Origin of the sequence: Streptosporangium canum (genome assembly GCF_900113865.1) — a bacterium.
Lineage (GTDB): Bacteria > Actinomycetota > Actinomycetes > Streptosporangiales > Streptosporangiaceae > Streptosporangium > Streptosporangium canum.
On the sequence record NZ_FOQY01000032.1, the window covers coordinates 36,687 to 56,536 of the forward strand.

A 19,850-nucleotide genomic window follows, 5' to 3' on the forward strand; every position below is an offset into this window, starting at 1 on the left:
CACCGGATGACGGCACGACTCGTCCAGGGCCGGTACGAGCTGAGGTCCCGGCTCGGCAGAGGCGGCATGGGCACGGTGTGGCTCGCCTGGGACCGGACGCTGCGGCGGTCCGTCGCGCTCAAAGAGGTCGTGCTGGCGCCGTACGGCGAGGACATGGCCGTACGGCGGGAGAGGGCGCTGCGCGAAGCGCGTGCCGCCGCGCGGATCCGTCATCCGGCGGTCGTCGACATCTACGACGCCTTCATGGACGACGGATCGCCGTGGATCGTCATGGCCTACATCGAGGGCACGTCGCTGGACCACCGGATCGAGCGGCAGGCCCTCTCCCGGCGGGAGATCCTCTCCGAGCGGGAGATCGCCCGGATGGGACGCGAGGTGCTGGCCGGGCTGGTCGCCGTGCACGGCGCACAGGTGCTGCACCGGGACGTCAAACCGGCCAACATCATCATCGATCCCGACGACCGGGTCTTCCTGGTCGATTTCGGTATCGCGCGGATCTCCGGGGAGAGCGGCCTCACTGCGACCAACATGCTGCTGGGAACCGTCGAGTTCATGGCGCCGGAACGGATCGACGGGCACGCGGTGGGGCCGGCGTCGGACCTGTGGTCGCTGGGAGTGACGTTGTTCTGCGCACTGGAGGGCTACTCGCCGTTCCTCCGTGACGGCCCGCTCGAAACGGCGCGGGCGGTCGCCGCCGGGCGTCCTCCGCGCTTCCGGCGACCGGGTCCGCTCGCCGACGCGATCGCCGGGCTGCTCGTCACCGCCCCCGCCCGGCGGACGGGGGCGGCCGAGCTGGGGCGGCGGCTGGACACGATCCTCGCGGGCCCGGCGTCGTGGCCCAAAGAACGGGATCCGCGGTCCCGTGGGCGGGAGAAGTCGAGCTCGGGGCCGGGCAGGGAGGCGCGGCGTGGAAACGATGCGCACGACTTGGGGCCGGGCCGGGAGGCGCGGCGTGGAAACGGTGCGCACGACTTGGGGCCGGGCCGGGAGGCGCGGCGTGGAAACGGTGCGCACGACTTGGGGCCGGGCCGGGAGGCGCGGGGCGGAAACGGTGCGCACGGCTCGGGGCCGGGCCGGGGTCGGGATCGGGCAGGGGAAGGCCGCGACGGTGGAAACCCGCTGCTCGGTCGGCCCCGTCAGGAGGCCGCCGCCCTGCTCGGCTCGATGGAGCCGAAGGCCGCCGGGCGGCTCCTGAACGGCGCGGCGGAGGCGTCGGGCGCGGCAGCCGAGGTGCTGGCGTTGCTGCCGCCGCCACGGGCCGCGCGGGTGATCGACCACATGGCCCCGCATCGGGCGGCCAGGCTGGTGGGCGCGATGCCTCCCAGCCGGAGCGCGGGCATCCTGGCGTACACGGACGACCGTGTCACGGCCGCCGTCCTCGGCGCGCTCGGCGTCGTCCCCGCCGCGGTCCGCCTGGTGGAGGCGATGACGGTGCGGCGCGCCTGCCGGGTGCTCGGATACGTGCCGCCCGCCGTCGTCGCGGAACTGCTGTCCGCGACCTCGGACGGCCGTGCCGATCGGCTTCTCGACGGGCTCAGCCGCGTCGTACGCGACGAGATCGCCCGCCTGGCCGGCGGAGCGTGACGGCGCCGGGCGTCGTGGCCGGTGCGGGCGGGGCTCATGGTCTACTAGCCCACATACCGAACGTTTGTTATGAATGTGGCCGGAGGTCCGATGTTCGCCCTTCCCCTCACCGACCGCGCGGAACTGCGGCCGCTTGAGCCGTGGCTGGCCGAGGAGTTCCTCGCCAACCTCGACCGGGCGCGCGAGCACATCTCGCCGTGGGTGTCGCCGTCGTTCGTCGCCACCGACCTCGCCGAGGCGCGTGCGGTGCTGCGGCGCTACGCCGACAGGCGGGCACAGGACGCGGGCGGCATCTGGGGGATCTGGCTGGAGGGCACGCTCGTCGGCGGCGTGCTGTTCGTGTCGTTCGACGCCGCGCTGGGCGTCTGCGAGGCGGGCTGCTGGCTCGAACCCGGCGCGGAGGGGAACGGGCTGATCACCCGCGCCGCCGAGCGGATCGTCGGCTGGGCGGTGAGCGAGCGCGGCATCCAGCGCGTCGAGTGGCGCACCAACGCCGACAACGCGCGCAGCATCAACGTCGCCAAGCGGCTGGGCATGACCCGTGACGGCACCCTGCGGCAGGCCTACCCGCGCGAGGGCCGGCGCATCGACATCGAGGTCTGGTCGGTGCTCGCCGACGAGTGGCGCGCCCGCGAGGCGCGGAGCGACGCGGGCACGGTCGGCTCGGCGAGCTGACGCCGGTCTTCCCCCGCCGCCGCGCGGGGCGACCACTCGCGCCCGTCCGGGCCGGGGGACCCGGGTGACCGCTCGTGCCCGTCCGGGCCGGGGACGAGCGCGAGCTGACGCCGGGAAACTCAGATGAGCGCGGGCTCGTCGGTGAGGGCGACGCGGACGGCCGACGGGTCGCCGCCGGGGAGCGGAACGGCGAACACCGCCGTACGCCCCCCGGCCGCGTAGACCACGAACCGCAGGCCGTCCTCGTCCCACACGTCCTGGACGTCCGAGGTGAGCTGCGCGGACGCCGAGCAGTAGGCGGGGCTGCGATAGAGGAGGCGCATCGTGACCTCCAGCGGGATCTCCTGCGGTGAGGGTGCGGCGAGCGGCTTGCGCAGCCGTACGAGAAGCCGGCGCAGGGGCATCAGCCAGTGGCGGTCCAGCTCCGCCGAGAGCCCCAGCAGGGCGACGGCCTCCGCCAGGCCCAGCACCACGAGCCACGGGTCCACCGGATACAGCCGCGCCCGGACCGCCACGAGGCTCATGGCGAGCAGAAGTCCCGCCCGGGCGAAACCGCGCCAGTTCACCGGCCGCGAGTGCGCGCCCAGACAGCCGCACGACGAGGTGGGCGCGGCCAGGTGCGCATAGGTGAGATAGACGAGGAATCCCGTGGAGAGCACGGCCGCGGCCGCGCCCTCCACGGGGAGGGCGGGCGGCAGCAGCAGGGTGATCGCCACCGCGAGCTCCAGCACTCCGACGAGCCGGAGCGCGAGGACCGCGCGCGCCGAGCCGACCAGCCGGCCCAGGGCGGTCTGCCCGGCCTGCGCCCGCATCCGCCGGTCGAGCAGTTTCATCAGGGCGGCCCAGAGCAGGAAGAGGCCGATCACGTACGGCTGCAGCGCGGCGATCCCATACATCTGTCGCTCCTAGTGAGGGGAGAAGACGGTGGCGATGTCGACTTCGTTGGTGTCCGGCCGCCAGGCGCCCAGGATCTGCACGTGCTGGCCCACGCGCAGCAGCGACAGGTCGGCCGAGGGCGGCGCGTCGGAGTAGACGGCGATCGACTTGCCCGCCACGCGGTGGCAGAGGACCTCCTGCCCCTTGTGGTCGAGATGGATCTTCTCGCTGGTGATGTTGCTGACATGCCCCTTGATGTTGACGATGTTGAGCCAGACCGACTCGGCGGCCAGCACCCCGTCCGGCATGCGGACACCCCGGGCGTAGAGGCCGTCACCGGGCTTGGCCTGGTCGAAGGTGGTGGGGCCCAGCTTCCACAGGCTCGTTCCGTCGACGACCCTGATGTTGTGGAACACCATGTTCGACCCCAGGACGAGGAGCGTGTTGTCCTTGATGGAACGGATCCGGCCCTCGGCGAAGTCGGGGTCGGGCGCGCCGGGCTCGACGTCGGGCGCGGCGGCGCCGAAGGCGGCCTCCGGGCCGAGTGATCCCAGCGCGGTCGCGGCGACGACGCCGGCCCCGCCGCCGAGGACGGCGGACTTGAGCAGTTGCCTTCTGCTGGTCATCGACGGCCTCCTAGGGGGTCGAGATCTCGCATGGCCGGAGGCCGGTCGACAGGCTGGCGATCCGGCTGTAGGCGGCCGGGGTCAGGTCGATGATGCGGTCGGTGGCGCAGGTCGCGCCGCAGCAGCTGCGCTCGCCGCAGAACAGGTCCGTCTGCGGGCCGCAGTCGGCGATGGAGGTGACGACGCTGGTGCCGCTGCACAGCGCCGTGATCCGGTGCTGGAAGCCGCAGGTCCTGCGGCTCAGCGCGAAACCGCAGCTGTCCGGCCGGGTGATCGCCCAGCAGGCGTCTGAGGTGTTGGGCCAGGCGTGTTGCAGGTTCCCGGAGTTGCAGGTGCCGCAGGCTCCCTTGCCTGTACTGCTGCACGGCCCCCAGGCCGTGCCGCAGCAGAACCAGGAGACCTCTCCTCGGACGGCTGCCTGTAGGTCGATGGGCGGGTCGGTGGGCTGGCTGCGCGCCATGCGCATCCTCCTTGGGGGGGTGGGCTCCGACGGTCCCCGATCAGCTGGTGCAGCTATGCGAAATTTCCTGACATTTCACATGAATAACATGTAATTAAATTTCGTCAATGCCTGATCCGCCGTCGCGCGGGCCTGCCGGAGACTCCGCCGGTGCGTCACCTGCCGCTCTGGCCGCGTCGAGCAGGGTGGCGACGCCGTCGAGCATGCGCTGGAGGCCGAACTCGAAGATGTTCTCCGGCTCGGACGCCTGGAACGCCTCGGTGCCGAACTCCGACACCATCGGAAGATGCGCGGTGCGCAGGGTGCGGTGCAGCGCGTCCTGCCGGGCGTCCGCCCACTGTTGCCGGGTGTGTCGGGTCGCCCGCGCCGCCTGCGCCTCGTGGGCGAGGGGCATGGCCGCGCTCTGCAGGTATGTGCCGATCATGATGGCGATCTGGACCATGGTGGCGAAGTCCAGCCGATGGCCGTCCAGGGCCCGCATGCGCCAGTCCGTGTACGCCATGAGGCTCGGGGCGATCGGCGGCCGGGTGGTGACCGCGACGAGGTGCGACACCCAGGGATGATCTCGGTAGAGCGCCCATTCCTCGCGCGCGGAGAGCTCCAGCTTGGCCCGCCAGCCGTCCGGGCCCGGTTCGGGCAGCGGCCGTTCCGCGAAGACGGTGTCCACCATGAGGTCGTTGAGCTCCTCACGGCTCGCGACATACCGGTACAGCGACATCACGCCCACCCCCAGCTCGGTGGCGACGCGCCGCATGGACACCGCGGCGACGCCGTCGCGGTCGGCGAGCTCGATCGCGGTGCGCACGATGAGCGGCTGATCCAGGGGCCCTTCCGAAAGGCCGGTCTCGGTGCTCTCGGGCGTCCGCCGGGCGTCGGCTCCGGGAACGGCCTGGACCTCGCCCTGGCCCTCGACTCGGACGTCGTTTTGGCCCTCGGCCCGGTCCTCGGCTTGGACGTCGCCCCGGCCCTCGGCTTGGATGTCGCTCTGGCCCTCGGCCCGGACGCCGGCGCGGGTGTCGGTCGCGGAACGGTCCGCGACCCGCATCCGGTAGGCCCGCGCCCGGCAGGCGCGCGAGCAGTACCGCGGCGGCCGCCCCCGCACGGCGAGGCGCAATGTCCGTCCGCACATCTCACACGTCGGCACGCTTGATGACCTCCATCGAATTTCGTCACGAAGCCCGTGTCGTGACGAAATTATAGGCGGTGAACGTGTGCGTGTATATTTACCGCTCTGACCTGCGTGTTTAATGCGGATCCAGCATTTTGTCGATAAGTGCGGTACGGTGTATTTATGACTCGTACAGCGTACTCACCAATGCCGCATACGACTTCGCGGCACGCCCTGGAACTCCGTGAGGTGGTCAAGCGCCACGGACACGGCGATGCCGTCGTGACCGCGCTGGACAGGGTGACGATGTCCATCCCGCGTGGCACCTTCACCGCGGTGATGGGGCCGTCGGGGTCGGGGAAGAGCACCCTGCTGCACTGCGCCGCCGGGCTTGACCGGCCGACCTCCGGTTCCGTGGTTCTGGACGGCCACGAGCTGAGCGACCTGGACGAAACGGCTCTGACCCGGCTGCGGCGCGACCGCATGGGATTCATCTTCCAGTCGTTCAACCTCGTGCCGACGCTGACGGTGGCGCAGAACGTGGCACTTCCCCTTGAGTTCGCCGGCCGTCAGCCCGACGAGCGGGCCATACGGGCGCTGCTCGCGCGGCTGGGGCTCGCCGAGCGGGCCGATCATCGGCCGGCGGAGCTGTCCGGCGGCCAGCAGCAGCGCGTGGCCATCGCCCGCGCCGTGCTCTCCCGGCCCGCCGTCGTCTTCGCGGACGAACCCACCGGCGCGCTGGACACCCAGGCCGCACGCGACGTGCTCGGCATCCTGCGCGAAGCGGTGACCCTGACCCAGCAGACGATCGTCATGGTGACCCACGACCCGGTCGCCGCCTCCTACTCCGACACGGTGGTGTTCTTCGCCGACGGGCGGATCGTGGACACCATGTCGCGGCCGAACCCCGAGGCGGTGGCCGCGCGGATGGCCCGGCTGTCCGTGCCGGACCGGTCCGCCGGGCCGGCGGACGCGGCGCCGGGCCGCCGGGACGGTGGTCTCCGATGATGTGGAGGCTGGCCTTTCTCACCGTCCGCGCCCACATCGGGTCCTACCTCGCCTCGGCCGCCGTGATGGCGACCGGAACCGCCCTGCTCACCGCGTTCGCGAGCCTGCTGGAGACCGGTCTGGAGACCGGCCACAGCTCCGGGTTCCTGATCATGCTGCCCGCCATCCTGGGCGGGTGGACGGTGGCGATCGTGGCCTTCGGCGTGGTCTCCACCGTCTCCCTGACGATCCAGCATCGGGAGCAGGAGCTCGCGCTGCTGCGGTCGATCGCCGCCACCCCGCGGCAGATCCGGCAGAACGTCGTGCTGGAGACGGTGATCGTGGCGCTGCCGGCGGTCGCCGTGGGTCTGCTGCCCGGTGTCGCGCTCGGCGCGGTCGTCCTCGGCCGGCTGGTGGACGGCGGCCTGGTCGCCGCTTCCACCGAGTTGAGCGCGGGCTGGCTCTGCGTCGCGGTCGGCGCGGGCACGTCCCTGGCCGCGGCGGTCGCCGCCGCCCTGATCTCCAGCAGGCGAGCCGCCTCCATCCCGCCCGTGCGCGCACTGGGCGAGGCGTCGCCGTCGGCGACCCGGCTGCTCGGCCGCGCTCGGGCGGCCGGCGGCCTGGGGTTGCTGGTCGTCGGTCTGAGCCTGGCGACGGGGACTCTCTTCATGGAGAACGGCCCGCTGCTCTCCAGCACCGCGGGCCCGGCGGGCGTCGCCGTCGCCGTCGGGCTCGCCCTGCTCAGCCCGCTGGCCGTGACGCCCGTCGGATGGTTCGCCCACGCCCGGATCGGCGCCACCACGCGGCTGGCCGCCCGCAACACCCGCGTGCGGGCCAGGCACAGCGCCGGCGTGGCATCTCCGCTGATCCTCCTGGTCGGCATCGCGGCCGGCACCCTTTACATGCAGAGCACGGAGGACAGCATCCATCGGGGACCCGCCGTCGCGGGCGATGTCAGCGCGCAGCTCGCCCCCGTGAACTACCTGATCGTCACCATGATCATCGGCTTCTCGGCGATCGTCGTGATCAACACCCTTGTCGCGGCCACCCGCCGGCGACGCCGCGAGTTCGGCCTGCTGCGGCTGTCGGCCGCCACCCGCGGCCAGGTGCTGGGAATGGTCACCGTCGAGGCCGTCGTGACCGCGGGCATCGCCGTCGTGCTGGGCACCGTCGCCGCCGCGGCCACGACGGTGCCCTACAGCCTGGTCAAGACCGGCTCGCCGATCGCGTCCGGCCCGGTGTGGATGTATCTCGCCATCGTCGGCGGCGCCTTCCTGCTCGTGATGCTGGCCACCCTCCCGACGACCATGGGCGCCCTGCGCACCCGGCCGATCGACGCCCTCTCCGCGGCATGACCGCCGGGCGGGCGGTCTTCGCCGCCCCGGACCTCCCGGAGGGCGGCCCTCACCGCCCCCGGACCTCCCGGGCGGCGGACCGGCCCGCCGGCGACGCCGGGGACACCGGGCGCGTGATCCCGGACTCCGCCGATCGCGACGTGCCCCCGCGGACCGCGGTCACCGAACACCCGGCCTCACGCGGGTGCGGCGGCGAGCAGGGAGTCGGCCACCGTGGTGCGGGCGTAGAGGACCGAACGGCCGGCCCGGTGGGCGGTGACCAGACCGGCGTCACGTAGCGCGGTCAGGTGCTGGGAGACCCCCGCCGCCGACAGACCGGCCCGGCGTGCGAGCTGGGTGGTGGAGGCCGGCGTCTCCAGCTCGGCCAGGAGCAGCGCGCGTGACCGGCCGATCACGGCGGCGATGGCGTCGTTGTCCGCGCTCGCGCGCCGTTCCCATACGGTCCCGAAGCCTCTGGCCGGATAGGCGAGCTGTGGCGTGTCCGGTACGACGATCCTGGTCAGGACACTCGGCCAGGCGAACACCGAGGGCACCAGGATCAGGCCGGCACCGGCGCCCTCCCGGGTGATCGTGCACTGCCGTCTGACGAGCCGCAGAGTGTCGTCGTCCCAGCTCACCGAGGTGTGCAGGTCGTTGAGCAGGTGGGCGGCGCCGTACTCGGCGACCTGTCTGGCCCGGTGGAAGACGTCCGCCTCCAGCACCGCGCGGACACGGGCCCAGTAGGGGCCCAGGGCCAGCTCCCAGTAGGTCTCGATCTCGGCCGTCACGCGGGAGAGATCATCCCGCGGCAGCTCCCACGGCTCCGGGGAGTCCGCCGCCAGGTGGCGGAGGTCCTCCCGCACCTGCTCGGCCGGGGTCTCCCGGATCGCGGCGAGCTCGGACTGCAGGGTGGGGAACGGCGTGGCCGGGGTCGGGGTGAGGAAGTCGGCGAGATAACCTCCGGCGGGGATCAGGCGGGCCAGCCGGCCGCGGTCCAGTCCCGCCGCCCTCAGCCGGGGCAGCACCTGCTCGGCCCATGACCGGTGTGGCGCCGGTACGGGGGAGCTGACCAGCAGGCGGAAGCTGGTCACGACCTCCCACATGGGGGAGACGGCGAAGCGGGTGTGCGCCAGGTCGCCCGTCGAGAAGGCCAGCTCGGACTGCATGTGCTCTCCCGGATGGTCGAGTATTCGGTCTGAGCTTAATCAATGGCCGCATCGCGCGGAGCACCGCAGGATCTCCGCATGCCCTCTCTGCGCTCCTCCGTGGCCGACCAGTTCGGCGGCCTCTCCCGGCAGGTCTGGATCCTGTTCGCCGGGACCGTCGTCAGCCGGCTCGGCTACCTGGTCACCCCGTTCCTGGTGTTCTACCTGGCCTCGCGCGGCATCTCGGCCGAGCAGACCCCGTACATCCTGGGCGCGCTGGGCGCGGGGCACCTGATCGGCCCCATGCTGGGCGGCCTGCTCGCCGACCGTCTGGGCCGGCGGCCCACGATGCTGATCGGGCTGGTCGGGAACGCGACCGCCAACGGAGCGCTGTTCGTGGCGCCGGGGGTGGTCACGCTGGCGCTGGCCGCGCTGGCGCTCACCATGGCCGGCGCGATGGTCGGCCCGGCGGCGTACGCGGTGCTGGCCGACACGGTGGCCCCCGAGCGCCGCCGGGCGGCGTACTCGCTGTTCGGCTGGGGAGTCAACGTCGGCACCGCGGTCGCCGGCGTGCTCGGCGGGTTCCTGGCCGAGCACGGCTACTGGCTGCTGTTCGCGGTCGACGTCGTCTGCGCGCTCGGGTACGCGCTGATCGTCGTGGTCTTCCTGCCGGCCGACCGCTCCGCCCGGCGCGCGGCGAGGGAGAACGGCGGCGCCGGCTACGGGGTGGTGCTGCGCGACCGGCTGATGCTCGCGCTGCTGCCGCTGTTCGGCGTCCAGCTGGCGGTCTACTCGCTGACCGAGGTCGCGCTGCCCCTCGCCGTCCGCGACGACGGGCTCTCTCCCGCCGTCTACGGCTACATGGCGATGATCAACGCGGTGGTGGTCGTGGTGCTGCAGCCGGTCGCCACGGGGCTGCTCTCCCGGCTGCCGCAGCTGCCGGTGCTCGGCGTGGCCGGCGTGCTGATCGCGCTCGGCGTCGCCCTGACGGGAGCGGCCGACCAGCCGGTCGAGTACGCCCTGACCGTGCTGCTGTGGTCGGTGGGCGAGGCCTGCGCCGCCGGGATCGCGGCCTCGATCGTCGCCAACCTGGCGCCCGCCCACGCTCGCGGCCGCTACCAGGGGGCCTTCCAGTGGGCATGGGGCCTGGCCCGGTTCACCGCGCTGACCGCGGGCGCCACCGTCTACACCCACTTCAGCCCGGCCGTGCTGTGGTGGACCGCTCTGCTGGCCGGGATCTCGGCCGCGCTCGTGATCATGGCGATGGGTCCTGCCATCGCCCGCCGTACCGCGCTTGCCGAGACGCGGGCGGAGAGCTCCGGCCTCGCGCTGACCGCCTGACGGCGGCGCGCGTCAGGGGCGGGAGTCCGCCGGCGGCGTCGAGGCCGGGAGACCCGCCAGGTGGTCACGCGGACACAGTCGCCCGTGTCTCCCGCCGGCCACGGGAACGGCGGATGCCCGCCGGGACCTGTTGACAGACCCCGGCGCCAATGGAGATCGTTTGCGGTGAGTGGATCAAGGCCGGCGGAGAGAGGGCGAGGCGAAGTTGATCATCCGTGGGCTGCTTGCCGGTGTGCTCGTGCTCGTGGCGGGCGCCTTCTGGGCCCGCCGGCGTTACGTGGTGGTCACCGTCGACGGGATGAGCATGGCGCCGACGCTGACCGACGGCGACCGCGTCCTGGTACGGCGGCGGCGGATCGACCAGGTGGGCCAGGGCGACGTCGTCGTGCTGGAGCCTCCGTCCGATCCCGCCGGCCGATACACGCCCGGCTCGCCCGGGGCCGACGGCCGGCTCTGGAACATCAAACGGGTCGCCGCGCTCCCCGGTGACCCGGTGCCGCCGGGGATCGCGGCCGGCGACGGCGTGGCCCGCGTTCCCGCCGGGACGGTGGTGGTCCTCGGGGACAACCCGGACAGCGTCGACTCCCGGCAGCGGGGGTTCTTCCCCGCCGAGCGGCTGCTCGGCGTCGCGTTACGCCGGTTGGGCGGGCCGGCCCTCTAGCCGGCGGGGCAGGGCTGGCGAGGAAGGCGGGACCTTGAGGTTTGGACTCCTTGGCCCGGTGCTGATCCAGGCCGGTGACTCACCCCTACGGATCACGGCGCCCAAACAGCGCACGGTTCTCGCCATGCTGCTCGCGCGCGCCGGCTACGTCGTGCCGATCCGGTCATTGGTGACAGAGGTGTGGGACGAGCATCCGCCCCGCTCCGCGGTGGCCAACCTGCGCACCTATCTCATGCAGCTCCGCAGGATGCTGCCCCCCTCCGAGAATCCGGCCGTCGAGCCGCTGGTCACCTCGGACGCCGGCTACCTGCTGCGGGTCGAGCCGGCCGAGTTCGACCTCTTCCAGTTCGAGGCGCTCTCCGCGCTCGGCCGCCAGGCGCTGGCCCGGCGGGATCTCGTGACGGCGCAGGACGCCTACACCCGGGCACTCGCGCTGTGGCGAGGGGGAGCGGCCGAGGACGCGCCGCTGGGGCCGACCCTGCGCGAGGTGGTCGCCCGCCTCACCGACCAGTATCTGAGCGCGGTGGAGGAGTACACCGAGATCCAGCTCGCCCTCGGCAGCCCCACGACGGCGGTCAGGCGCCTGCGCGAGCTGATCGGCCGCTATCCCCTGCGGGAACGGCTGTACGGCCGGCTCATGGTCGCCCTGTACCGGTGCGGTGACGTCGCCGGCGCGCTGGACGTCTTCGGGGCGGCCCGCCGGATCCTGGCCGAGGAGCTCGGGCTCGACCCCGGCCCCGAGCTGCGCCTCCTGCACCAGGCGGTGCTGCGCCGGGACGCGGATCTGATGGTGCTGGGCGGGCCGCCGGCCGGCGGGAACGCCGTGACGGTGAGGGACGCCGTGATCGGGGGAGCGGCTGTGACGGTGGGGGCCGCCGTGGCCGGGGGAGCGGTCGTGCCGGTGGGAGACGCCGTGGCCGGGGGAGTCGCTGTGCCGGTGGGGGATGCCGTGATCGGGGGAGCGGCCGGGCTGGTGGAAGACGCCGTGGCCGCGCCCGCCGGGGACGGGCCGCCGCGCCCGCGACAGCTTCCGCGGGAGCCGGCGCTGTTCGTGGGCCGGCCGGCCGAGCTGGCCGGGATGCTCGCCGCCCTGTACGGCGAGCCGGCGCCGGGCGCGGGACCGCCGGTGCTGGCGCTGCACGGCCCCGGCGGCGTCGGCAAGTCGACGCTGGCGCTGCGGGCGGCGTACGCCGTGGCCGACCGCTACGCCGACGGCCAGCTCTACGCCGATCTGCAGGGGGCGAGCCCGGGACTGCCGCCGCTACGGCCCGCCGAGGTGCTCGGCCGTTTCCTGCGGGCCCTGGGAGTGCCCCACGGCGAGGTCCCCGCCACACCCGGGGAAGCGGCCGCCCACTACCAGTCCCTGCTGGCCGGCCGGCGGGTCCTGGTCGTCCTCGACAACGCCGTCGACGCGGCCCAGGTGGCGCCGCTGCTGCCGGCCGGCGGCGGCTGCGCGGCACTGGTCACCAGCCGGACGGCGCTGACCACCATGGACGCCGTGCCGATCGCCCTCGACGTGTTCGACGAGGCGGACTCGGTGCGGATGCTCACGCTGCTGGCCGGACACGACCGGGTGGCCGCCGAGGCCGGGGCGGCGGCCGACGTCGCGCGCTGGTGCGGCTACCACCCGCTGGCGCTGCGCATCGCCGGCGCCCGTCTCGCCGGCCGCCCCGACTGGCCGCTCGTGCGGTTCGCCGAGCGGCTGCGCGACCAGCGGCGGCGGCTGGACGAGCTGCGGGCGGCCGACCTGGGCATCCGATCCTGTTTCGAGGTCAGCTACGCGGCGCTGACGGGCGGCGCGGGCCGGGCCACGGCCGCCGCGGCGCACGCCTTCCGGCTGTTCGGCGTGCTCGACGTGCCCGAGATCAGCGTCGGGCTCGCCGCCGCGCTCCTCGACGCCGACCTGAAGACGGCGGAGGACGCGCTCGACGAGCTGGCGGAGGTCCGCCTGGTCGAACCGGCCGGCGACGGGCGCTTCCGCATGCACGACCTGCTGAGGCTGTTCGCCGCGGAGCTGGCCGTCGTCCACGACCCGCCGGACGAGCGCCTGCGGGCCGTACGGCGGGCGCTGGACTGGTACCTCGACCTCTGCCATCAGGTGAACGACCTGCTCCAGCCGCATCTGCGATCCGGCGACGGGCGCCGGCCGAGCCGGCGGGACACCGGGGTGGCCCTCCGTGACCCCGCCGAGGCGGTGCGGCGGTTCGAGACCGAGATGCCGTGCCTGATCGCGGCCGCCGCCCAGGCGGCGACGGGGGAGCCGGCGGTCGCGTGCTTCGTCACCGACCTGATGCCGCTGGTCAGGGCGCTGGCGACCAAGTGCGGGCACTGGCGGGAGTTCGAGACCGTCGCACGGCTCGCCATCGAGGTGGCCCGGCGGCACGGCGACCGTCCCGGGGAGGCGGCCGCGCTCACGATGCTGGGACTGGTGGAGTGGAGGACCGGCCGGTCCGACGTGGCCCGCGACTGCCTGCAGCGCGCCCTCGAACTCCGGCGCGACCTGGGCGACCGGGAGGCCGAGGGGATGGCGCTGCACAACCTCGGCTGGCTGAGCACGCGCAGCGGCGACCTCGACGACGCCCTCGGCCACATCATCGCGGGCCTGCGGCTGCTTGAGGCGCACGGGTCCAGCCGGGTCGGGATGGTCAGGCACAACCTGGGGGAGGTCCTGCTGCGGCTCGGCCGGTTCACCGAGGCGGCGGACTGCCTCCAGCGGTGCCTGGCCCTCCGCAGGTCGAGCGGCGACCCCTTCGGGGAGGGCATCACCCTGGCCGCGCTCGGCCGCGCCTACTGCCTGCTCGACCGCGGGGACGAGGCTCTGGCCACACTCGGGGAGGCGCTGCGCCACTGCCGCGAGACCGGCAACCGGGAGGACGAGTGGGAGGTGCTGCTCAGCAGGTCGGAGATATGGCTGCGCCGCGGGGATCCGGCCTCGGCCGCCGCCGACCTCGCCCGGGTGCTGGAGCTGACCGCGCAGACCGGGGAGCTCTACGGCCAGGCCGCCGCCGCCCGCCAGCTCGCCAGGGCGCGCGCCGCGCTGGGCGACCCCGCCGCGGCGCAGGACGCGCGCCGGGCCGCGGAGCTCTTCGCGTCACCCGCCATGCGGCCTGATCCGGTGCTGGAGAGGCTGCTCACCGCCCCGCTGTAGCTCCGCTGTATCAGCGGCTGTATTTCCCCAAAATAGCGTTTCGGCTGTCCATATCGCTCTATGAAGGAGTGAGTCCAGATGAACGCTCTTCTGGGAAAGCTCGGCGACCGGGTGCTCGAGAAGCTGGCGCCGAAGGCGACCGCCAAGGCTGACACCTCCTACTACATGACCTGCTACTGCTACGGCAAGACCAGGTACCAGAAGCTCTGCCACATCGTCGGCGGTACGACCGGCTGCGTGTCGGGCTGTGAGAAGCGCGGAAGCTGCTGACCGAGCAGAACCCGTAGGTCCGGGGGCTGAAGTCGCCGCCGGACTCCGGGCGGGTTTCGCGGGTCCTCACCGTGGCGGGGATCCGCGGAACCCGTCCGTCGCGGGGTGGAACGAGCGGTGAGACGGTGAAGATGCTCTATCTGACGATCGGGTGCCGGGCGTTGCTGGCCGGTGTCTTCGTGATCGCGCTGGCGGGCAAGGTCCGCGGGCGAGCGGCGTTCGACGAGTTCGTGGCCTCGATCGTGGCCCTGGGGATGTTCCCGCGCGCCGGATCCGTGATGGCGGCGTACGCCGTGCTGGGGGCGGAGGCCGTGGTGATCCTGTCGCTCGCGCTGCCGTCCACCGTGCTCCTGGGATTCGCGGTGGCGACGGCGCTGCTCACCGCGCTGACCGCAGGCATCCTGGCAGCCATGCGCCGGGGGCGGCGCGCGCCGTGCCGCTGTTTCGGAGCCTCCGCCGCGCCGCTCGGCAAGGCGCACGTGGTGCGCAATCTCCTCCTGCTGCTGGCCGGCGGTACCGGGCTCACGGCAGGGGCCGTCGCCGGTGACGCCGGGGCACACCCGGCGGGGATCGTCCTCGCACTGGTCACCGCCGCCGTGGGCGTCCTGCTCGTCGTACGCCTCGACGACCTGCTGGGCCTGTTCACCACCTCCGCCCCGCCGCGATGACGCGCGGGTGTGACGACTCGAAGTCCTTAAGTGAGGTTGTCCGATGGTTTTCCTGATCGCCGCCGTCGTGCTGGTCGGCATACTCTGCCTCTTCGATCTGGTGCTCACCTTCGCGGTACTGCGCCGCCTGCGCGAGCACACCGCCGAGCTGGAACGTCTCGCCGGCCCGGCGCGGTTCGGTCCCTACGACCCGGGAGCCCTGGTCGGCCGCACGCTGCCCCCCGTCGGAGCGGACGGCGGCGAGTGGCCTCGGCTCGTGGCGTTCTTCGACGTCAGCTGCGACGCGTGCCACGAGCACGCGCCGCGTTTCGCCGACGCGGCCCGGACCGGCACCGCCATGGCGGTCATCTCAGGGCCCGGTGAGAAGGCAGGCGACCTCATCGGGATGATCGGCGGTACGGCGCGCGTCGCCACGGCGGAACAGGCCGACCGCCTGGTGAAGGCGGTCGGCGTCGAGGCCTTCCCGACGTTCCTCCGGGTCGACCCGGACGGCACGATCGTGGGGGCGGACACGGAGCTGGACGCCCTCGCCGGAACGGCCCGCGCGAGGTGACGACGTCTCCGGTCTCGGAAGCGGAGCCGGACGGGGGCCGGCTCCGCCGTCTGTCGCGATACGCCGGGACGGTGGCGTCGCTGTGCTGGCGGATCGGCCCCGGCCTGGCCCTGTCCCAGCTGGCGGTGACCGTCATCGGCGGTCTGCTGCCCATGGGGACGGTGTGGGCGACGAAGCTTCTCGTCGACGAGCTGGCGGCCGGCCGTACCGACCAGGTGCTGCTGCCCGCCTGCGGTCTCATCGTCCTGGGGCTGGCCGCCGGGGTGCTGCCGCATCTCATCGCCTATCTGCAGGCCGAGACGGAGCGCAGGCTGGACCGTCTGATGCAGGACCGCCTGTACACCGCGGTGAACGGGTTCCAGGGCCTGTCGCGGTTCGAGAACCCCGATTTCCTGGACAGGTTGCGGATGGCCGCGCAGGCGACGGGCGGCGCGCTGAGACCCATCACCTCGGGCCTGTTCGACGTCGGGCGCAACGTCATCACTCTGGTCGGCCTGCTCGCCGCCCTGGCCGTGCTGAGCCCGCTGATGGCGGGGCTGGTGGCGCTGGCGGCGGTTCCCGCCCTGGTCGCCCTGATGTCGCTGGAGAAGCGGCGGACGAGGATGATCGCCGGGCAGTCCACGGGAATCCGGCGGCAGGTCCTCTACTCCTCCCTCATCACCGACGTGCAGGCCGCCAAGGAGGTCCGGCTCTTCGGGCTGGGCGACTTCCTCAAGGGCCGGATGTTCGGGGAGCTGGCCGTCATCCAGGCCGGAGACCGGCGGCTGGACCGGCGGGAGGCGCTCACCCAGTCGGTGCTGGCGGTGCTGTCGGCCGCGGTCAGCGGTGTGGGGCTGATGTGGGCGGTGTACGCCGCCGTGGACGGCCGGCTGACCCTCGGTGACGTGACCGCGTTCGCCGCCGCCGTGGCCGGAACGCAGGCCGCGCTGATCGCGACGGTGGAGAACGCGGCCCATGCCCGCCAGGCGCTGTCCCTGTTCGGCTACCACGAGCAGGTGACGTCGCTCCCCGACGACCTGCCGTCCCCGCGGTCGGCCGCCGCGCTGCCCGCGCTGCGGCGCGGCATCGAACTGCGCGACGTGTGGTTCCGCTACGACGACAGCCACCCGTGGGTGCTGCGGGGGGTCGACCTGACGATCCCGCACGGCGCGTCGGTCGCGCTGGTGGGGCTCAACGGGGCGGGCAAGAGCACCCTGATCAAGCTGCTGTGCCGGTTCTACGACCCGTCCCGGGGGAGCATCCTCTGGGACGGCGTGGACCTCCGCGAGGTGCCGCCGGCCGAGCTGCGCGCCAGGATGGGCGTGCTCTTCCAGGACTACATGAGCTACGACCTGACGGCGGCGGAGAACATCGGGGTGGGGGAGATCGAGGCGTTGTCCGACCGCGCCCGCATCCAGGCCGCAGCCGGGATGGCGGACGTCCACGAGACCGTCCAGGCGCTGCCCCGGGGCTATGACACGCTGTTGAGCCGGATCTTCTTCGGGCCGGAGGACGAGGACGACCCGCAGGCCGGAGTGGTGCTCTCCGGGGGGCAGTGGCAGCGTCTGGCCCTGGCCCGCGCGATGCTGCGCGAGGGGCGCGACCTGCTCATCCTCGACGAGCCCAGCTCGGGCCTGGACGCGCGGGCCGAGTACGAGGTGCACCGGCGGCTCCGCGAGCATCGCGCCGGCCGTACCAGCCTGCTCGTGTCCCACCGGCTCGGCGCGGTCCGCGACGCGGACCTGATCGTCGTGCTCGACGACGGCCGGATCGCGGAGCGGGGGACGCACGACGAGCTCACGGCCACGGGCGGGGGGTACGCCCGGCTGTTCGAGATGCAGGCCCGCGGCTACCGCGAGGACGCCGGCGTCCAGGGATCACCCTGACGGCGGGGCGGGGGCGCGGCCGGGGCCCGCGACCAGGGCGCGCAGGCCGTCGCGGAACCGGGCGGTGTCGGCTTGGAGCAGGGTCCGCTGGACCATGAAACCGTGCACGAGGCCGATGAGGACCCGGGCGATGTGGCCGGTCGGCATGTCGCGCGGGTTGTCGACGCTCCGGTTCTGATCGACAGCGGTGAGTTACGCTCCTTGGGGGAGGCGTTTCCGGCAGGCTCCTGGCCGACGGCGCCTTGCCGGGGACGCCGGACGCCGGACGCCGGTCCGTCCGCCCTGTCCGCCCCGCCTGGCTCGGGGGGGAGGAGTGGCCTGTCATGTAATGTAATTGAATAGGGGTATTTGGTACTAATGTGGCGTTTTGTCCACATGGAAAGTTCTGTGCCGGGAAAGGCCTCTGGAGTGGTGGAAAATCCGCCAGGACTCATTCCCGGAGGTAGTGATGGCGCTCCATACCCCACTCGTGGCGATCGCGGCGACCTCCGCTGCCGTGCTGGCACTGACGGTCGGCTCGGCGGCCTCGGCCCTGACGCCCACGCCGGCACCGAGGCCGACATCGACGTCGACGTCCCCAGGTGAGAGCCGGGTGTCCGCGCAGGACCGGCAGTTCCTGGTCCAGGCGCATCAGGGCAACCTCGCCGAGATCGCCGCCGGCAAGGCCGCCCAGAGCAAGGGGAAGGCCGGCTCCGTCCGCTCGATCGGGGCCATGCTCGTCGCCGACCACACCAAGCTCGACAAGAAGCTCCAGCAGGTCGCGCAGCGGCTGCAGGTGACGCTGCCCACGCAGCCCACGGCGCGTCAGCAGACCAAGGCCAAGGAACTGGCTGCCCTGTCCGGCACGGAGTTCGACAAGGCCTGGACCAAAACGATGATCTACGGTCACCGCGCGGCCCTGGCCGCGATCAAGAAGGAGATCGCCGACGGATCGGCGCCCCAGGTCAAGGCACTCGCCAGAGCCAGCCAGCCGGTCATCCAGGAGCACCTGGACCGGCTGCTCGCCGCGGAGAAGGCACTCGGCGCCCTGGGGCCGGCCCGGCCGCCGGCGATCCTGACGGTGTCCCTGTCGCGGATGGCCGCCAGGTGATCGTCCAAGCCGGGGACCCCGCCGGTCACCACCGCTGACGACCGGCACGCCCGGACCGGGGGCCCGGACGACCGGCACGCCCGGACCGGCACGCCCGGACGCCTGGTACGCCCGGACCGGGCCCGGACAGCCGGGAGGCCCGGCCGGGAACGCACCTGCTGTTCACCTGCGACCGTCCCCTGCAGGGGTTCTACGAGAGCGCCGGCTGGCGGCCGCTGCCCGGTGCGGTCCTCGTCGGGGGGACCCCTCAGGCCCCGTTCCCCAGCGACCAGCCCGGCTTCGGCAAGGTCACCATGGCCGGCTTCTTCTCGGTCGAGGCCCGTCGCCACCGATCGTCGTTCCAGCACTCCCGGATCGAGCTGTACCCGGGCGAGATCGACAAGCTCTGGTGACGTCACCCCCGGTGGCCGGCGGCGGATGCCGTACCGCGTCGGGCGGTCTGCCTGCGCCGACGGCGGGTCTCCGCCGGATGCGACGGTTCGGAGAACCTCTCCGAGGCCCGCTTCATCGGCTGACCGCGTCCGCCGGGCGCAGGCGGTCCAGGTCGGAGCGGCGGGGGAGGCTCTCCCAGTCGCCGTCCGCGGCGACCGCGAAGGCGCCGGCCGCGCACGCGGTCGCGAGGCGGCGTTCGGGGCCGGCGCCCTCCAGCGTCTCGGCGAGCCAGCCCGCGGCGAAGGCGTCTCCGGCCCCCACGGGGTCGAGTTCGGTGACGTGGTACGGCTCCGCGTGCCGTACGACGCCGTCGGAGAGCTCGACCGCGCCGAGCGGGCCGCGTTTGACGAGCACGTGGCGCGGGCCGAGGTCCGACAGGGCCCCGGCCAGGGCGGCCGGGTCCGCGCCTTCGACGATCAGCCGGGCCTCCGCCTCGGTCGCGAACAGCACGTCCGTCGTCGCGACGGTCTCCCGCAGCACGGCGGACGCCTCCTCGGGGCTCCACAGGGCGCGGCGGTAGTTGACGTCCGCCGACACGGTCACGCCCGCGTCGCGGGCCTCGGCGACCGCGGCGCGCACCGCCTCCCGGGCGGAGGCGGACAGCGCGAGCGTGATCCCCGTGACGTGCAGCACGCGTGCCGACCGGATCAGTGAGACGTCGAGGTCCTCGGGCCGGAGCCGGGACCCGGCGCTGCCGGAACGGTAGTACCGCACGTCGACCATCTCGCTCGTGCGCCGATTCTTGATCATCAAGCCCGTGGGGGCGTCCGGATCGACGATCATCCCCTGGACGTCGACGCCCTCACCCGCCAGCGTCGAGCGGAGCAGCTCCCCGAACTCGTCGGCGCCGACCCTGCCGATCCACGCCGCGCGCCGGCCGAGACGGGTGACGCCGATCGCCAGGTTCGACTCCGCGCCGCCCACGCTGAGACCGAAGTCACGGGCATGCCGGAGCAGGCCGGTACGCCGCGCGGTGAACAGCGCCATGCTCTCACCGAGCGTTACCAGATCGATCATCAGAAATTGG

General features: G+C 73.1%; 19 protein-coding genes. 12 read left to right on the forward strand and 7 right to left on the reverse strand.

The window, feature by feature from the left end; genetic code table 11:
- Positions 1-6 precede the first annotated feature (6 nt).
- Together BM085_RS33355 and BM085_RS33360 are read left to right on the forward strand one after the other, a co-directional pair.
- Positions 7-1,584, forward strand: a complete 1,578-nt coding sequence (locus tag BM085_RS33355; RefSeq protein ID WP_093890800.1) for a protein kinase domain-containing protein — start codon at positions 7-9, stop codon at positions 1,582-1,584.
- 90 nt (positions 1,585-1,674) lie between these two features.
- Positions 1,675-2,259 carry a GNAT family N-acetyltransferase gene (locus tag BM085_RS33360; RefSeq protein WP_093890801.1) on the forward strand — a complete coding sequence of 195 codons (585 nt, stop codon included), beginning with the start codon at positions 1,675-1,677 and terminating at the stop codon, positions 2,257-2,259.
- Between the two features lie 119 nt (positions 2,260-2,378).
- Here BM085_RS33360 and BM085_RS33365 read toward each other — a convergent pair whose 3' ends face one another.
- The 4 genes from BM085_RS33365 to BM085_RS33380 all read right to left on the reverse strand — a co-directional run bounded on the left by BM085_RS33365 (position 2,379) and on the right by BM085_RS33380 (position 5,365).
- A complete protein-coding gene (locus BM085_RS33365) occupies positions 2,379-3,155 on the reverse strand; it encodes a MauE/DoxX family redox-associated membrane protein (RefSeq protein WP_093890802.1) in 777 nt (258 codons plus the stop codon).
- 9 nt (positions 3,156-3,164) lie between these two features.
- Positions 3,165-3,761 carry a cell wall protein gene (locus BM085_RS33370; RefSeq protein WP_093890803.1) on the reverse strand — a complete coding sequence of 199 codons (597 nt, stop codon included), beginning with the start codon at positions 3,759-3,761 and terminating at the stop codon, positions 3,165-3,167.
- Between the two features lie 10 nt (positions 3,762-3,771).
- Positions 3,772-4,221 (reverse strand): RlpA-like double-psi beta-barrel domain-containing protein, encoded by a 450-nt coding sequence (locus BM085_RS33375; protein ID WP_051865070.1) that lies wholly within the window; start codon positions 4,219-4,221, stop codon positions 3,772-3,774.
- A 94-nt stretch (positions 4,222-4,315) separates the two neighbouring features.
- Complete coding sequence (locus BM085_RS33380; RefSeq protein ID WP_143121172.1) at positions 4,316-5,365, reverse strand: TetR/AcrR family transcriptional regulator; 1,050 nt, start codon at positions 5,363-5,365, stop codon at positions 4,316-4,318.
- Between the two features lie 171 nt (positions 5,366-5,536).
- Between BM085_RS33380 and BM085_RS33385 the strand changes: the two genes are divergently transcribed.
- Entirely contained in the window at positions 5,537-6,337 is an 801-nt protein-coding gene (locus BM085_RS33385) for an ABC transporter ATP-binding protein (RefSeq protein WP_093890805.1), read from the forward strand.
- Complete coding sequence (locus tag BM085_RS33390; protein WP_093890806.1) at positions 6,334-7,671, forward strand: FtsX-like permease family protein; 1,338 nt, start codon at positions 6,334-6,336, stop codon at positions 7,669-7,671. The genes BM085_RS33385 and BM085_RS33390 overlap by 4 nt, the downstream gene beginning before the upstream one ends.
- A 176-nt stretch (positions 7,672-7,847) precedes the next feature.
- Here BM085_RS33390 and BM085_RS33395 read toward each other — a convergent pair whose 3' ends face one another.
- Positions 7,848-8,816, reverse strand: a complete 969-nt coding sequence (locus tag BM085_RS33395) for an ArsR/SmtB family transcription factor (protein ID WP_093890807.1) — start codon at positions 8,814-8,816, stop codon at positions 7,848-7,850.
- A gap of 78 nt (positions 8,817-8,894) precedes the next feature.
- Here BM085_RS33395 and BM085_RS33400 point away from each other — a divergent pair, with 78 nt between their 5' ends.
- From BM085_RS33400 to BM085_RS33430, 7 genes are all read left to right on the forward strand, one after another.
- Positions 8,895-10,136 carry an MFS transporter gene (locus BM085_RS33400; RefSeq protein WP_093890808.1) on the forward strand — a complete coding sequence of 414 codons (1,242 nt, stop codon included), beginning with the start codon at positions 8,895-8,897 and terminating at the stop codon, positions 10,134-10,136.
- Between the two features lie 205 nt (positions 10,137-10,341).
- Positions 10,342-10,797: a signal peptidase I gene (gene lepB / locus BM085_RS33405; RefSeq protein ID WP_218158900.1), complete on the forward strand. Its 456-nt coding sequence runs from the start codon at positions 10,342-10,344 to the stop codon at positions 10,795-10,797.
- A 124-nt stretch (positions 10,798-10,921) separates the two neighbouring features.
- Positions 10,922-13,945, forward strand: coding sequence for an AfsR/SARP family transcriptional regulator (locus tag BM085_RS33410; protein ID WP_143121173.1), 3,024 nt, complete (start codon positions 10,922-10,924; stop codon positions 13,943-13,945).
- A gap of 78 nt (positions 13,946-14,023) precedes the next feature.
- Entirely contained in the window at positions 14,024-14,215 is a 192-nt protein-coding gene (locus BM085_RS33415) for a hypothetical protein (RefSeq protein ID WP_093890810.1), read from the forward strand.
- 131 nt (positions 14,216-14,346) lie between these two features.
- Positions 14,347-14,883, forward strand: coding sequence for a MauE/DoxX family redox-associated membrane protein (locus BM085_RS33420; protein ID WP_342742916.1), 537 nt, complete (start codon positions 14,347-14,349; stop codon positions 14,881-14,883).
- 43 nt (positions 14,884-14,926) lie between these two features.
- On the forward strand, positions 14,927-15,436 hold the full coding sequence (locus BM085_RS33425) for a hypothetical protein (RefSeq protein ID WP_093890812.1): 510 nt from the start codon (positions 14,927-14,929) through the stop codon (positions 15,434-15,436).
- Positions 15,437-15,507: 71 nt separating this feature from the next.
- Complete coding sequence (locus BM085_RS33430; RefSeq protein WP_245789846.1) at positions 15,508-17,301, forward strand: ABC transporter ATP-binding protein; 1,794 nt, start codon at positions 15,508-15,510, stop codon at positions 17,299-17,301.
- On the opposite strand, the gene BM085_RS44825 is transcribed toward BM085_RS33430, so the two are convergent.
- Positions 17,293-17,448, reverse strand: a complete 156-nt coding sequence (locus BM085_RS44825; protein ID WP_177245402.1) for a hypothetical protein — start codon at positions 17,446-17,448, stop codon at positions 17,293-17,295. The genes BM085_RS33430 and BM085_RS44825 overlap by 9 nt on opposite strands.
- Before the next feature lie 301 nt (positions 17,449-17,749).
- Here BM085_RS44825 and BM085_RS33435 point away from each other — a divergent pair, with 301 nt between their 5' ends.
- Positions 17,750-18,391, forward strand: coding sequence for a DUF4142 domain-containing protein (locus BM085_RS33435; protein ID WP_093890814.1), 642 nt, complete (start codon positions 17,750-17,752; stop codon positions 18,389-18,391).
- A 504-nt stretch (positions 18,392-18,895) separates the two neighbouring features.
- On the opposite strand, the gene BM085_RS33445 is transcribed toward BM085_RS33435, so the two are convergent.
- Positions 18,896-19,840: a sugar kinase gene (locus tag BM085_RS33445; protein WP_093890815.1), complete on the reverse strand. Its 945-nt coding sequence runs from the start codon at positions 19,838-19,840 to the stop codon at positions 18,896-18,898.
- Positions 19,841-19,850 lie beyond the last annotated feature (10 nt).